The organism is Stenotrophomonas sp. 59 (assembly GCF_030291095.1).
GTDB lineage: Bacteria > Pseudomonadota > Gammaproteobacteria > Xanthomonadales > Xanthomonadaceae > Stenotrophomonas > Stenotrophomonas maltophilia_Q.
The window spans coordinates 1,087,133-1,099,646 of sequence record NZ_CP127408.1 but is presented as its reverse complement, the minus strand read 5'-3'; the positions used below and the strand labels follow the sequence as shown (position 1 = coordinate 1,099,646).

12 protein-coding genes are annotated in these 12,514 nt (G+C 66.7%); 5 read left to right on the top strand and 7 right to left on the bottom strand.

Annotated features, from left to right (window positions below; translation table 11 throughout):
* Nucleotides 1-30: 30 nt before the first annotated feature.
* The 3 genes from QP552_RS04960 to QP552_RS04950 all read right to left on the bottom strand — a co-directional run bounded on the left by QP552_RS04960 (nt 31) and on the right by QP552_RS04950 (nt 3,680).
* A complete protein-coding gene (locus QP552_RS04960; RefSeq protein ID WP_111111568.1) occupies nt 31-1,014 on the bottom strand; it encodes an aldo/keto reductase in 984 nt (327 codons plus the stop codon).
* Nucleotides 1,015-1,403: 389 nt separating this feature from the next.
* Nucleotides 1,404-2,498: a PilT/PilU family type 4a pilus ATPase gene (locus QP552_RS04955; RefSeq protein WP_043033789.1), complete on the bottom strand. Its 1,095-nt coding sequence runs from the start codon at nt 2,496-2,498 to the stop codon at nt 1,404-1,406.
* 144 nt (nt 2,499-2,642) lie between these two features.
* Entirely contained in the window at nt 2,643-3,680 is a 1,038-nt protein-coding gene (locus tag QP552_RS04950) for a type IV pilus twitching motility protein PilT (protein ID WP_004147099.1), read from the bottom strand.
* An 87-nt stretch (nt 3,681-3,767) separates the two neighbouring features.
* Between QP552_RS04950 and QP552_RS04945 the strand changes: the two genes are divergently transcribed.
* Entirely contained in the window at nt 3,768-4,445 is a 678-nt protein-coding gene (locus QP552_RS04945) for a YggS family pyridoxal phosphate-dependent enzyme (RefSeq protein WP_111111567.1), read from the top strand.
* Between the two features lie 18 nt (nt 4,446-4,463).
* Nucleotides 4,464-5,285: a pyrroline-5-carboxylate reductase gene (gene proC, locus QP552_RS04940; RefSeq protein ID WP_111111566.1), complete on the top strand. Its 822-nt coding sequence runs from the start codon at nt 4,464-4,466 to the stop codon at nt 5,283-5,285.
* 48 nt (nt 5,286-5,333) lie between these two features.
* Here the strand turns inward: proC and QP552_RS04935 are convergent, their stop codons facing one another.
* Complete coding sequence (locus QP552_RS04935) at nt 5,334-6,209, bottom strand: LysR family transcriptional regulator (RefSeq protein ID WP_286075175.1); 876 nt, start codon at nt 6,207-6,209, stop codon at nt 5,334-5,336.
* A 96-nt stretch (nt 6,210-6,305) separates the two neighbouring features.
* On the opposite strand from QP552_RS04935, the gene QP552_RS04930 reads away from it, so the two are divergent.
* Nucleotides 6,306-6,908, top strand: a complete 603-nt coding sequence (locus QP552_RS04930; RefSeq protein WP_106549862.1) for a short chain dehydrogenase — start codon at nt 6,306-6,308, stop codon at nt 6,906-6,908.
* 84 nt (nt 6,909-6,992) lie between these two features.
* On the opposite strand, the gene soxR is transcribed toward QP552_RS04930, so the two are convergent.
* Nucleotides 6,993-7,427, bottom strand: a complete 435-nt coding sequence (gene soxR / locus QP552_RS04925; RefSeq protein ID WP_106549861.1) for a redox-sensitive transcriptional activator SoxR — start codon at nt 7,425-7,427, stop codon at nt 6,993-6,995.
* 29 nt (nt 7,428-7,456) lie between these two features.
* On the opposite strand from soxR, the gene QP552_RS04920 reads away from it, so the two are divergent.
* Nucleotides 7,457-8,878 (top strand): MFS transporter, encoded by a 1,422-nt coding sequence (locus QP552_RS04920; RefSeq protein ID WP_286075173.1) that lies wholly within the window; start codon nt 7,457-7,459, stop codon nt 8,876-8,878.
* A gap of 46 nt (nt 8,879-8,924) precedes the next feature.
* On the opposite strand, the gene QP552_RS04915 is transcribed toward QP552_RS04920, so the two are convergent.
* Nucleotides 8,925-10,949: an alpha/beta hydrolase gene (locus tag QP552_RS04915; RefSeq protein WP_286075172.1), complete on the bottom strand. Its 2,025-nt coding sequence runs from the start codon at nt 10,947-10,949 to the stop codon at nt 8,925-8,927.
* Nucleotides 10,949-11,923 (bottom strand): DUF4105 domain-containing protein, encoded by a 975-nt coding sequence (locus QP552_RS04910; RefSeq protein WP_286075908.1) that lies wholly within the window; start codon nt 11,921-11,923, stop codon nt 10,949-10,951. Before QP552_RS04910 ends, QP552_RS04915 begins: the two co-directional genes overlap by 1 nt.
* 172 nt (nt 11,924-12,095) lie before the next feature.
* Here QP552_RS04910 and QP552_RS04905 point away from each other — a divergent pair, with 172 nt between their 5' ends.
* Nucleotides 12,096-12,500 (top strand): GFA family protein, encoded by a 405-nt coding sequence (locus tag QP552_RS04905; RefSeq protein WP_286075171.1) that lies wholly within the window; start codon nt 12,096-12,098, stop codon nt 12,498-12,500.
* Nucleotides 12,501-12,514 lie beyond the last annotated feature (14 nt).

The window sequence follows — 12,514 nt, the reverse complement described above, 5'->3', positions numbered from 1 at the left end:
GCACCCACCCGAGGCAGGATGGCGCGGTGATCAGCCCTTCGCCTGCGCCGCACGCTGTGCGTTGTAGCGCTCGCCGACGATCGACACCTCATCCAGCGCCTGCGCGATGCGCTGCAGTTCCTCCGGCGCCAGCTGCAGCTCGGCCGCGCCCAGGTTCTCTTCCAGGCGATGGATTTTGGTGGTGCCCGGAATCGGCACGATCCACGGCGCCTGTGCCAGCAGCCAGGCCAGTGCCACCTGTGCCGGGGTCGCACCGCGTGCAGCGGCAATCGTGCTGATGCGGTCCACAAGCGCCTGGTTGGCGCGACGCGCTTCCACTTCGAAACGCGGCACGGTGTTGCGGAAATCGTTGGCGTCGAAGGTGGTGTCGGCGTTGATCGCGCCGGTCAGGAAACCACGGCCGAGCGGGCTGAACGGCACGAAGCCGATCCCCAGTTCCTGCAGCGTCGGCAGCAGCTCGCGCTCCGGTTCGCGCCACCACAGCGAGTACTCGCTCTGCACGGCGGTAACCGGCTGCACTGCATGCGCGCGGCGTACGGTAGCGGCGCTGGCCTCGGACAGGCCGAAGTGGCCGACCTTGCCCTCGGCGATCAGGTCGCGCACGGTGCCGGCCACATCCTCGATCGGCACGTTCGGGTCGACACGGTGCTGGTAGAACAGGTCGATATGATCGGTGCGCAGGCGCTTGAGGCTGGCCTCGGCCACCGCGCGGATGTTCTGCGGGCGGCTGTCCAGGCCGGTATCAACGCGCGCGTCCTTGAAGCCGAACTTGGTGGCGATCACCAGTTTGTCGCGGTACGGCGCCAGCGCCTCGCCGAGCAGGTCTTCATTGGTGTACGGGCCATACACTTCGGCGGTGTCGAAGAAGGTCACGCCGCGTTCGACGGCGGCGTGCAGCAGGGCGATGCCCTGGCTGCGCTCGACCGGCTGGCCGTAGCCGTGGCTCAAGCCCATGCAGCCCAGGCCCAGGGCGGAAACCTTCAGGCCACTGCGGCCAAGTTCACGTGTCTGCATCGTCATGCTCCAGAGGGGGAGCACTGACGATACGCCTGCAATGGCAATGGATTGAACCGACTGGATGGCAGTCGGTCATGACTGGAATTCATCAATCGCCCGCGCGCCCTGTAGAGTCGACTGTCAGTCGACTGCTCTTCCACCGGCCGCGAAAATCCCGCGCTGCGCGCGATAGTCGACTGACAGTCGACTCTACAGATCAGCAGGTCACCGGATCTCCGAGCCCCACGCGTGTAGAGTCGACTGTCAGTCGACTGCTCCACCAACAGCCAGCAAAATCCCGCGCTGCGCGCGATAGTCGACTGACAGTCGACTGCTCCACCAACAGCCAGGAGAATCCCGCGCTGCGCGCGATAGTCGACTGACAGTCGACTCTACAGGTCGGCGGATCACCGGATCTCGGAGATCTCCACGCCATCCAACCCCTGCGACAGGGTGCGTGCGTCGCCGCCCTGGCTGAGCTTGATGCGCAGGCGCACTTCGTTCTGCGAATCGGCGTAGCGCAGCGCGTCTTCATAGCTGATCTCGCCGGCCTGGTACAGTTCGAACAGGCTCTGGTCGAAGGTCTTCATGCCCAGCTGGACCGAGTCCTTCATCACTTCCTTCAGCTTGTGGATCTCGCCGTCGCGGATGTAGTCCTGCACCAGCGGCGTGCCGAGCAGGATCTCCATGGCGACCTTGCGCGAACGGCCATCGGGCGACGGCACCAGCTGCTGCGCGACCACGCCCTTGAGGTTCAGCGACAGGTCCATCAGCAGCTGGTTGCGGCGATCTTCCGGGAAGAAGTTGACGATGCGGTCCATCGCCTGGTTGGCGTTGTTGGCATGCAGGGTGCACAGCACCAGGTGACCGGTCTCGGCGAACGCGATGGCGTGGTCCATGCCTTCGCGCGTACGCACCTCACCAATCATGATCACGTCCGGCGCCTGGCGCAGGGTGTTCTTCAGCGCGGCTTCCCAGCTGTCGGTATCGATGCCGACCTCACGCTGGGTGATGATGCAGCCTTCGTGCTTGTGCACGAACTCGATCGGATCTTCGATGGTGATGATGTGGCCGGTCGAGTTCTGGTTGCGGTAGCCGATCATCGCCGCCAGCGAGGTCGATTTACCGGTACCGGTGGCGCCGACAAACAGGATGATGCCGCGCTTGGTCATTGCCAGCGTCTTGATGATCGGCGGCAGGCTCAGTTCTTCCACGGTCGGAATGCGCGTCTCGATGCGACGCAGCACCATGCCGACCTGGTTGCGCTGGTAGAAGCAGCTGACACGGAAGCGGCCGACACCGGACAGGCCGATGGCGAAGTTGCACTCGTGGGTCTTCTCGAATTCCTCGCGCTGCGCCGGGGTCATCACGTTGAGGACCAGGTCGCGGCTCTGCTGGGGCGTCAGCGGGGTCTGCGTGATTGGCGAGATCTTGCCGTTGACCTTCATCGCCGGCGGCATGCCGGCGGTGATGAACAGGTCCGAGGCGCGCTGGTGCGCCATCAGCTTGAGGAATGAAGTGAAATCAATGGTGGTCGCGGTGGTGTTCACGGCGGGCTCCCGGAAAGCGGTTTACCAGGTAACGGTCGGTGGAGGAAACAACACGGAGCGGCCGCGCCATTGCGCGCCGCCCGTCGCTGCCCCGCCTTACTCGAACAGGCGCTTGTCCTTGGCGTACTCGCGGGCCTGGTTGCGGGTGATCAGGCTGCGCTTGACCAGGTCCTGCAGGTGCTGGTCCAGGGTCATCATGCCGTACTGCTGGCCGGTCTGGATGGCCGAATACATCTGCGCCACCTTGTCCTCGCGGATCAGGTTTCGGATGGCCGGGGTGCCGACCATGATTTCCCACGCTGCGGTACGGCCGCCGCCGACCTTCTTCAGCAGCGCCTGAGAGATCACCGCACGCAGCGACTCGGACAGCATCGAGCGCACCATCGGCTTTTCGCCGGCGGGGAACACGTCGATGATGCGGTCGATGGTCTTCGCCGCCGAGCTGGTGTGCAGGGTGCCGAACACCAGGTGGCCGGTTTCCGCGGCGGTCAGTGCCAGGCGGATGGTTTCCAGGTCACGAAGTTCGCCGACCAGGATGATGTCCGGGTCCTCACGCAGCGCAGAACGCAGCGCTTCATTGAAGCCGTGCGTGTCGCGGTGCACTTCGCGCTGGTTGATCAGGCACTTCTGCGAGGTGTGCACGAATTCGATCGGATCCTCGACGGTGAGGATGTGGCCGTATTCGTTCTTGTTGATGTAGTCGATCATCGCCGCCAGCGTGGTCGACTTGCCCGAGCCGGTCGGCCCGGTCACCAGGATCAGGCCCTGCGGCTGCTGGATCACCTCGCGGAACAGCGGCGGGCAGGCCAGGTCCTCGAGGGTGAGCACCTCGGACGGAATGGTACGGAACACCGCACCGGCGCCGCGGTTCTGGTTGAAGGCGTTCACTCGGAAGCGCGCCAGCGACGGAATCTCGAAGGAGAAGTCCACTTCGAGGAATTCCTCGTAATCGCGGCGCTGCTTGTCGGACATGATGTCGTACACCAGCGCATGGACCTGCTTGTGGTCCAGGGCTGGAATGTTGATCCGGCGAACGTCGCCGTCCACGCGGATCATCGGCGGCAGGCCTGCGGACAGGTGCAGGTCGGACGCTTTGTTCTTTACGGAAAACGCCAGCAGTTCGGCGATATCCATGAGCGGCTACTCCCCAATAACGGCTTCGACTGGAAGGATCTTTCCCCGGGCGGCAGTATAGCCTCCTGATTCAACGGAACGCGTTACGTGGCCACTCCCCTGCCCCAGATCCTGAGCAACCTGCATGCCGCCGCCGAGGCCGCTGGCAGGCCCGACCCACGCCTGCTGGCGGTGTCCAAGACCCAGCCGGCCGAGGCCGTGGCCGCGCTGGCCGCGCAGGGCCAGCACGCCTTCGGCGAGAACTACGTGCAGGAAGCGCTGGCCAAGATGCAGGCGCTGCAGCACCTGGCGCTGGAATGGCACCTGATCGGCCACCTGCAGTCGAACAAGGCCGAGGCCGTGGCCAGCCATTTCGACTGGGTGCAGAGCGTGGACCGGCCCAAGCTGGTGACCGCGCTGGCGCGTCATCGTCCGGCCGCGCGTGGCCCGCTGAACGTTCTGATCCAGGTCAACATCGACGACGAATCAAGCAAGCACGGCTGTGCGCCGGAACAGGTGCAGGCACTGGCCAGCGCGATTGCCGCCGAACCCCACCTGCGCCTGCGTGGCCTGATGGCGATTCCCGCGCCGTGGCCCGAGGCCGAGCGTCGCCGCGATGCGTTCGTGCGCATGCGCACACTTTTCCAGTCACTGGCGGCCCAGCACCCGCAGGTGGACACCCTGTCGATGGGCATGAGCGGCGACTACGCTGAAGCCATCGCCGAGGGGGCCACCCTGGTGCGCATCGGTACCGCACTGTTCGGCGCACGCCCGCGCCCAGCCTGATTTTCCGAGGAGATTTCCATGGCAGCTGATTCCATCACCTTCATCGGCGGCGGCAACATGGCGCGCAGCCTGATCGCCGGCCTGATCCGCCAGGGCACACCCGCCGCGCACATCCACGTCGCCGAACCGGTGGCCGAACTGCGCCAGGCATTGGCCGCCGACTTCGGCGTGCAGGTGCATGACAACGCGGTTGATGCCGCTGCGCAGGGCAGCACCTGGCTGCTGGCGGTGAAGCCGCAGGTACTGCGCGAGGTCTGTCAGTCGCTGCAGGCGCTGGCACAGGCGAACCAGCCGCTGGTGGTATCGATTGCCGCGGGCATCACCAGCACGCAACTGGAACGCTGGCTGGGCGGCAACCTGCCGGTGGTGCGCGCGATGCCCAACACCCCTGCCCTGCTCGGCGCCGGTGTGACCGGCCTGTTCGCAACGCCTTCGGTGGATGCGCAGCAGCACGCACAGGCCGAGAAGGTGTTGGCCAGCGCAGGCCGCACCGTGTGGATCGACAGCGAAGCACTGATGGATTCGGTCACCGCCGTCTCCGGCAGCGGACCGGCCTACGTGTTCCTGCTGGCCGAAGCGATGGAAACTGCAGGTATCGCCCAGGGCCTGCCGCCCGACGCCGCGCGCACGCTGGTGGTGCAGACTCTGCTGGGTGCCTCGCGCATGCTGGATGAGGCCGGTGAAAGTCCGGCAGAACTGCGCCGCCGCGTGACCTCACCGAACGGAACCACCCAGGCCGCGATCGAGAGCTTCCAGGCCGGTGGTTTCGAGGCGCTGGTGGACACCGCGCTGCGCGCCGCGCAGGTGCGTGGACAGGAATTGTCTGCGGCGAACGATTGATCCCCAGGGGTCAGATCCCTTTGCGGAGGCAAAGGGATCTGACCCCATCTACCGCCCCAAAGTGGTCATGACGAAATCGACGAAGCACTGCAACCGCGGGCGCGGCCGTCGATCAGGCAGGTAGATCAGGTGCATCGGCCGCGGTTCGGGCAGGTAGTCGCGCAGCAGCGGCTTCAGGCGCCCGGCCGCGATCTCGCCCGCCAGCAACGCGGTCGGTTGCAGCACCAACCCTGCTCCGGCCACCGCAGCTTCGCGCAACGCGAAACCATCATTGCAGGTCAGGCGCGCTTCCCAGTCCACCTGTTCACCGTTGGCCAACTGCCAGCCGTGACCACCTCGCCAGGCCAGATGACTCAGGCAGTCATGCCCTTCCAGATCGGCGGGTGTGCGCGGCGTGCCGCGCCGGCGCAGGTACGCGGGCGCCGCGCACAGGCTCATCGCGTACGGCGGCAGCGGCCGCGCCACCACTTCCTGCGACGGCAGCGGACCCACCCGGATCGCCACGTCGAAACCCTCCTCGATCAGGTCCACGCGGCGGTTGCTCAGGTCCAGCTCGATGTTCAACTGCGGCTGCGCGCGCAACAGCGTGGCCAGCTGCGGAGCCAGCACGCAGGAACCCCAGGTGGTTGGCGCGCTGACCCGTAGCAGGCCACGCGGCTGTATCTGCAGGCCGGCCACATCCGCCTCGGCCTGCTGCACCTGCTCCAGCACCTGCCGGCAACCGGCCAGGTAGGCCTCGCCAGCTTCGGTCAGGCGTTGGCGGCGGGTGTTCCGCTGCAGCAAGGCCGTGCCCAGATGCGCCTCCAGCTGCTGGATGTACTTGCCGACCATCACCGCCGACACCTGCAGCTGTTCGGCAGCCCCTGCAAAGCTCCCGCGCTCGGCCACGGCGACGAAGGCCTGCATGCAGCGCAACGTATCCATTACTAATCCAGAGTTAGGAATCAGCGAATCATACGCCCCTTACCCAACCCCTTTGTAAGGGCGCAGACTGCGACCATCTCCTCGCAAGGAACGACCATGAAGATCCTCCTCGTCGGTGCCAGCGGCACCCTTGGCCAGGCAGTTGCTCGCCAGCTCGGTCAGCAGCACGAGATCCTGGCCGCCGGCCGCCGCAGCGGTGAGCTGCGCGTGGACCTGACCGACGACGCCAGCGTTGCCGAGCTGTTCGCACGCACCGGCCCGGTCGATGCAGTGATTTCCACCACCGGCTCGGTGCACTTCGGTCCGCTGCAGGCGATGACGCCGGCACAGTTCAACCTCGGCCTGCAGGACAAGCTGCTGGGGCAGGTGCGGTTGGCGCTGGCCGCGCAGCATCACCTCAATGCAGGCGGTTCGATCACCCTGACCAGCGGCATCATCAGCGCGCAGCCGATCCGCGACGGCGTCAACGCCACCGCAGTGAACACCGCACTGGAAGGCTTCGTGCGTGCGGCGGCGCTGGAGCTGTTGCCCCGTGGCCTGCGCATCAATGTAGTCAGCCCGAACGTGCTGATCGAATCGATGGCGGCCTACGGCCCCTACTTCCCGGGCTTCGAAGCCGTGAGCGCGCAGCGCGCGGCGCTGGGCTACCAGCGCGCGGTGGAAGGCATCCAGAGCGGCGAGACGATCACGGTCTGGTAAGAAAAAGGGGACGGAGGGGATTAAGTCGTTTTCGTCCGCCGGGCATGGCCCGGCGCTACCGGAAGCGCGTCCCCTTTTTCCCGGTCACTCCCAGCGCATCGGGCCGTCGCCGCGTTCGCCCAGGATGTCTTCGGGATTGGCCAGGCGGCAGCGCTGCAGCGACAGGCAGCCGCAGCCGATACAGCCGGTCAGCTCATCGCGCAGCAGCTGCAGCATGTGGATGCGCTCCTCCAGCTCGGTGCGCCAGCGCGCGGACAACTTGGCCCAATCCGCCTTGGTCGGTGCGCGGCCGTCGGGCAGGCTCTCGAAGGCTCGGCCGACCGCTTCCAATGGCATGCCCACGCGCTGCGCTACGCGGATCACCGCCAGCCGGCGCAGCACGTCGCGGCTGTAGCGGCGCTGGTTGCCCGAAGTGCGCAGGCTGCTGATCAGCCCCTTGCGCTCGTAGAAGTGCAGCGCCGAAACCGCCACGCCACTGCGCTGGGAGACTTCGCCAACGCTCAGTTCCTGGGACACCATTGCTTGACCTCAACTGCAGTTGAGGTGTCATGCTGCTATCTTCGCCGCCTGTTGACAAGCGCGGCCCGCATCTGACCCGTATGACCCCCACGCTCTCCCCCGCCAACGCCAGTTCAACGGCCGACACTTCGATCCTGTCCGCGCGCTACCGCGCCACCACCATCGGCATGGTCGCGCTGGTCGCGCTGCACGCCTTCGAGGCCTTGGCGGTGGCGGCCGCCATGCCGACCGTGGCCGTGGCACTGGACGGCCTGCGCCTGTACGCACTGGCCTTCGGCGGTACCCTGGCCACCAGCGTGATCGGCATGACCCTGGCCGGGCGCTGGGCCGACCGCCACGGGCCGGCACGACCGCTCTGGTACGGGTTGGCCTGCTTCGTGCTGGGCCTGCTGCTGGCCGGCTTTGCCATGCGCATGGGCATGCTGGTGGCAGGACGCCTGCTGCAGGGCCTGGGTGCGGGCGCGATCTCGGTCTCGCTGTACGTGATGGTCGGCCGCAGCTACCCGGAGCACCTGCGGCCGAAGGTATTCGCCGCCTTCTCGGCCGGTTGGGTGGTGCCATCGATGGTCGGCCCGGCGTTGAGCGGCCTGATCGTGCAGCACCTGGGCTGGCGCTGGGTGTTCCTGGCGGTGCCATTGCTGGCGGTTCCGGCGGCCCTGCTGCTGCGCCCCGCGCTGGCACGCATGCAGTCCAGTCCCGCCAGCACCGCCGACGATGGACGCGGCAAGGTGGTGCGCTGGGCCAGTGGTGCCTCGCTGGCCGCGTTGCTGCTGTACTTCGGCGGTCAGCAACAGGGCTTGCCTGCCCTGCTCTGCATCGGCGTGGCGCTGCTGGCGCTGCTGTTCTGCGTACATCGACTGCTTCCGTCCGGAACACTGATCCTGCGCCGTGGCCTGCCCAGCGTGATCGCGCTGCGTGGCATCGCGGCTGCCGCCTTCTTCGCCTGCGAGGCCTACCTGCCGCTGCTGCTGCAGCGCGAACGTGGCCTTTCACCCAGCTGGGCCGGTGCCGTACTCAGTCTCGGTGCGCTGGGCTGGTTCGCCGGCTCGTGGCTGCAGGGCCACCAGCAGCGTGGCTGGTCACGCCAGCAGCTGCTGCGCGCCGGCACGACGATGATGACGGTCGGCATCGCCGCCACGCTGGCAGTGCTGTTCAACGTGGTGCCACTGCCGGTGTCGCTGCTCGGCTGGGCCGTGACCGGCTTCGGCATGGGCATGATCTACGCAAGCCTGTCGGTGCTGACGCTGTCGTTGTCGGCGCCGCAGGAGCAGGGTGCCAACACCTCGGCACTGCAGCTGAGCGAGGCCCTGTCGGTGACCACCGCGCTGGCGGTCTCCGGTGCATTGTTCGCAATGTTCGTGGAAAGCGCCCCGCACACCGGCTACCTGCTGTGCCTGGCCATCACCTTCGGCCTTGCGGTGTTGGCCACGGTGATCGCGCGACGGGTGTAACGCCACCGGGCGGAATCCGCCGGGCCACGCCCGGCGAAGGCAGCGGTCAGGGTGTCCTGTCGGCTCCCACATCATCGATGTCCCGATGCAGGATGCGCCGCACTTCCAGCACCGCCTGCGGGGTCTCCTGCACGCTGTGGCCGGAGATGATCACCTTCTCCGACAGCGCGCCCGGCAGGTGCGCGCTCCAGTACGGCACCAGCCCGTCATCGGATTTCTCCACCGGCAGTTCCGGCTTGCGCTGGGCGATGATCGAGTGGTACTTCAGGCCGGCCTCGATCGGCAACTGCGCGGCGGCCTTCACGAACGGATCGCTGGCCTTGAGGTTGTCGATGCTGTTGGGGATCTTCGGCTTGGCGGTGCCATCGACCTGCTGTTCGGCCTGCGCCAGCGCCAGGAACACGTCCTCGAACTTGCCGAGGATGGTCAGCGGCAGGCGCACCAGGCGACCGATCAGGCGACCGACCTTGTTGCCGGCGATGTCGGTGCCCTGGTGTGGCGCGGCGATGAAGATCGCGCGCTCCACGTTCGGTTGCGCCTTGAAATGCAGCAGCGGACCCAGCTTGTTCTGCACCCGCTTCAGGCGTTCGCCCTTCAGGTCGTAGTTGGCCAGCAGGTCATTCCACAGCACGTCGCCCGAGTCGCTGACCAGCAGGCGCGCCAGCACGCCGCCCATGCTGTGCCCGATGTAGACCATGTCCTTCGATGCACGCGTACTGCCATTGGGATCGAAGTGCTTGAGCGTATCGTTGAACGCGTTGGCGATCTCGTAGCGGTTCAGAGCGATCGGTGCATTGGTCGGGTAATAGACCTGCCAGACCTGGAACTGCTGGCGCAGCTCGGGGTCGCCCATGATCTCGTTGGCCAGGTTCACCCAGGCTTCCGGGCTGCTGGCCAGGCCATGCAGCATGAAGATGATGCGGCGGTTCGGGTCCCACGGCTGCATCAGGTAGATGTGCGGTTCGCCGATGCCCTCGCTCATGCCGAACAGCGTGCGCAGAGATTGCCGGGCGAAACCGCTCTGCGCCAGCCACAGGCCGTAGGCCGCCGTGAAGTTGCCGGCCAGCGGCACCTGTTCGCCGTGCAGGGTGATGCGCTCGGTGGCTTCCGGCGAATAGGCGTCCAGCTCGACCCGGCGCGTGCGCATCACGTCTTCCAGGCTGCTGCCCTCGAAGCGCAGCAGCGCAGTGACGTTGATCGAGGACATCTCGCTGAACTCAGGCACCGAGTCGTCATGGCGATGGCGGCGGCCACGGCGTGCGTCGTCCTCATCCTCCTGCGGCGCCTCGGCCTTGGGGCCATCGGGTGCGATCACCGGCGCGACCAGCTTCGGCGGGTCCATCACCATCACCAGCTCGGCACCGAAGCCATCGCGGCGATAGGTGCTGCGCAGGCCGACGAAGCTGACCGTGCCAGCCGGCACCAGCTGCGCGGGAATGCTCTTCAGGTTCAGCTGCTGGTAGTTGGAGGCCAGCGACCAGCTGCCGACCGAAATCGGCTTCGTATAGTCCTCGCCGGCCAATGCAGAGGCACGCGCGCGCACGAACAGCACCACTGCCGCCTTCTCGGCCGCGTAGTTGTAGTAGTCGCGTACCTGCGTCTGCCGGTCCTCGAAAGCACGATCAGACGGAGACCGGCCGCTGTAGAACAGGTAGGCGTAGGCATAGCGCGCCGCTTCCAGCCAGGCATCCAGCGCCGCATCGCTCATCGGCGGATCACCGGCAGCGGTCTTCTTCGGGGTCAGCGCCAGCGCCGCCTTCACCCACAGTTCGGACAGCGCCGACAACCGCTGCTCGACATTGAGATCGTCGGTCATCAGCAGGGTGCTGCGACAGACCAGGAAGTCCTTCTCGCACTGCGACTCATCCAGGCCTGCCGCGCTGAGCGTCTCGCGCGCGGCCGGGCTGAGCTTGCCGGTGTTGAGCACGTCGGCACGCTTGTTGACCAGCGAATCGCTGGACTTGACCTGCTTGACGGTGACCATCGCGCAACCGCTGCTGCCCAGCAGCAGGAAGGCAGCGAACAACACCGGCAGCAGGCGCTGCCAGCGGGATGGGAAGAATCGGGTCATTACTGCGGGTCCTGCTCGGTGCCGGGCACGCCCTGGCGGATCACGGTGGAGAAGTGCGGGCCATCGCCCAGGTCCAGCGCGCGCTGGGTGATGCGGCCCTTGTCGTGCAGCTCGGCGTACGGCACGCGAGGAGTGAGCGCGCCGACCTCCTGCGCGTACTCGGCCAGGTAACCGGACAGCAGCAGGCGGTAATCCAGCGGCAGGCGCGGTGCGATGTGGCGGGCCAGGTCGAAGACGATCGTGGTGCAGTTGCTGGTCAGCGTATTGTAGAAGCCCGGCTTCGCATCCAGGTCGCGCGCCTGTTCGATGTAGGCCGCGAACAGTTCCTTCAGCTGCGTGCGGTCCATGCCATGCAGCCGGTACAGGTAGACATCCTCACCACGCGCATTGGTGCGGGTGCGGATGATGTCGGTCTCCTCCGACGCCACCAGGGTCATCTCGAACTTGCGGAAGAAGCCGCCCAGCGCCGAGAACGATTCACCGCGTTCCTTGCGGATCTCCAGAGAGAACACCACGTGGCGGCCATCCTCGAAGCCGAACGAGATCAGGGTGTGGGCGATGGCCGGGCCCATCCAGTACGACAGCACCAGGTCGGCCGAGCGCAGCTGGTCGAGGTCGTACCCGCGGCGCACCCAGTGTGCGTCGTAGTCGGTCTCGGTGCGCCAGGTGAAATCACGCACGTTGTCGAACACCACGTGGCGGCCATCGAAGGACACCACGTGCAGCCGCTGCGCGACGTCGTCGGCCCATACGCGGTCCTGGCGCGGGGTCAGCAGCAGCCACCACAGCACGGCCAGCGCCAGCGATGCGCCGAACATCAGGCCCAACCTGCGTGACCCACGGCCACGCGCGATCCGCCACGACGCCCACAGGGCAACCAGCAGCCACAGCACGGCCACGCCGGTGGCCAACCAGCCCGGCCCCGGCAACTGGTACGCCAGCAGCCCGGTCACCCACAGCGCCGCCAGCGCCATGGCACTTCCTGTCATCCAACGTCCTGCGGCGTTCACTGGCATCCTGTCGCGGTCTTGAAGCCGCATAGTTAGCCACAAGCCGGATCAGCGTGGCATCTACGGCCCGTTCAGGCAGGCCGGCGCAGGGTCGGCAGCGGCCCCTGCGGCCGCCTTCCACCACACAGGAGAAACGATGGGTATCACGTCCGTGGCCGGCGTTCCGGTCCAACCCCGGCACCGCGCCACCTGCCACTGCGGTACGGTCGAACTGCTGCTGGACCTGCCTGATGGCATCGTCGACCCGCGCCGCTGTGACTGCTCGATGTGCTGCCGACGTGGCGCCATCGCCGCCAGCGTCACCCGCGCAGGCCTGCAGGTGGTGCGCGGGCAGGACCACCTGCGGCTGTACCAGTTCAACACGCATGTGGCCGAGCACTACTTCTGCGGCGTGTGCGGCATCTACACCCACCACCGGCGTCGCTCCAACCCGGACCAGTACGGCTACAACGTGGCCTGCCTGGAGGGCATCGACCCGTTCGCACTGGGCATGATTCCGGTCAACGACGGGGTCAACCACCCCGCCGACCGCACCGCCTAGTGGCGTGTGCGCCG

Coding starts and splice junctions, on each gene's coding strand:
- QP552_RS04960 (WP_111111568.1), bottom strand. CDS start 1,014: ATGCAGACACGTGAACTTGGCCGCAGTGGCCTGAAGGTTTCCGCCCTG.
- QP552_RS04955 (WP_043033789.1), bottom strand. CDS start 2,498: ATGGCGCACCAGCGCGCCTCGGACCTGTTCATCACCGCCGGCATGCCG.
- QP552_RS04950 (WP_004147099.1), bottom strand. CDS start 3,680: ATGGATATCGCCGAACTGCTGGCGTTTTCCGTAAAGAACAAAGCGTCC.
- proC (WP_111111566.1), top strand. CDS start 4,464: ATGGCAGCTGATTCCATCACCTTCATCGGCGGCGGCAACATGGCGCGC.
- QP552_RS04935 (WP_286075175.1), bottom strand. CDS start 6,209: ATGGATACGTTGCGCTGCATGCAGGCCTTCGTCGCCGTGGCCGAGCGC.
- QP552_RS04930 (WP_106549862.1), top strand. CDS start 6,306: ATGAAGATCCTCCTCGTCGGTGCCAGCGGCACCCTTGGCCAGGCAGTT.
- soxR (WP_106549861.1), bottom strand. CDS start 7,427: ATGGTGTCCCAGGAACTGAGCGTTGGCGAAGTCTCCCAGCGCAGTGGC.
- QP552_RS04920 (WP_286075173.1), top strand. CDS start 7,457: ATGCTGCTATCTTCGCCGCCTGTTGACAAGCGCGGCCCGCATCTGACC.
- QP552_RS04915 (WP_286075172.1), bottom strand. CDS start 10,949: ATGACCCGATTCTTCCCATCCCGCTGGCAGCGCCTGCTGCCGGTGTTG.
- QP552_RS04910 (WP_286075908.1), bottom strand. CDS start 11,923: ATGGCGCTGGCGGCGCTGTGGGTGACCGGGCTGCTGGCGTACCAGTTG.
- QP552_RS04905 (WP_286075171.1), top strand. CDS start 12,096: ATGGGTATCACGTCCGTGGCCGGCGTTCCGGTCCAACCCCGGCACCGC.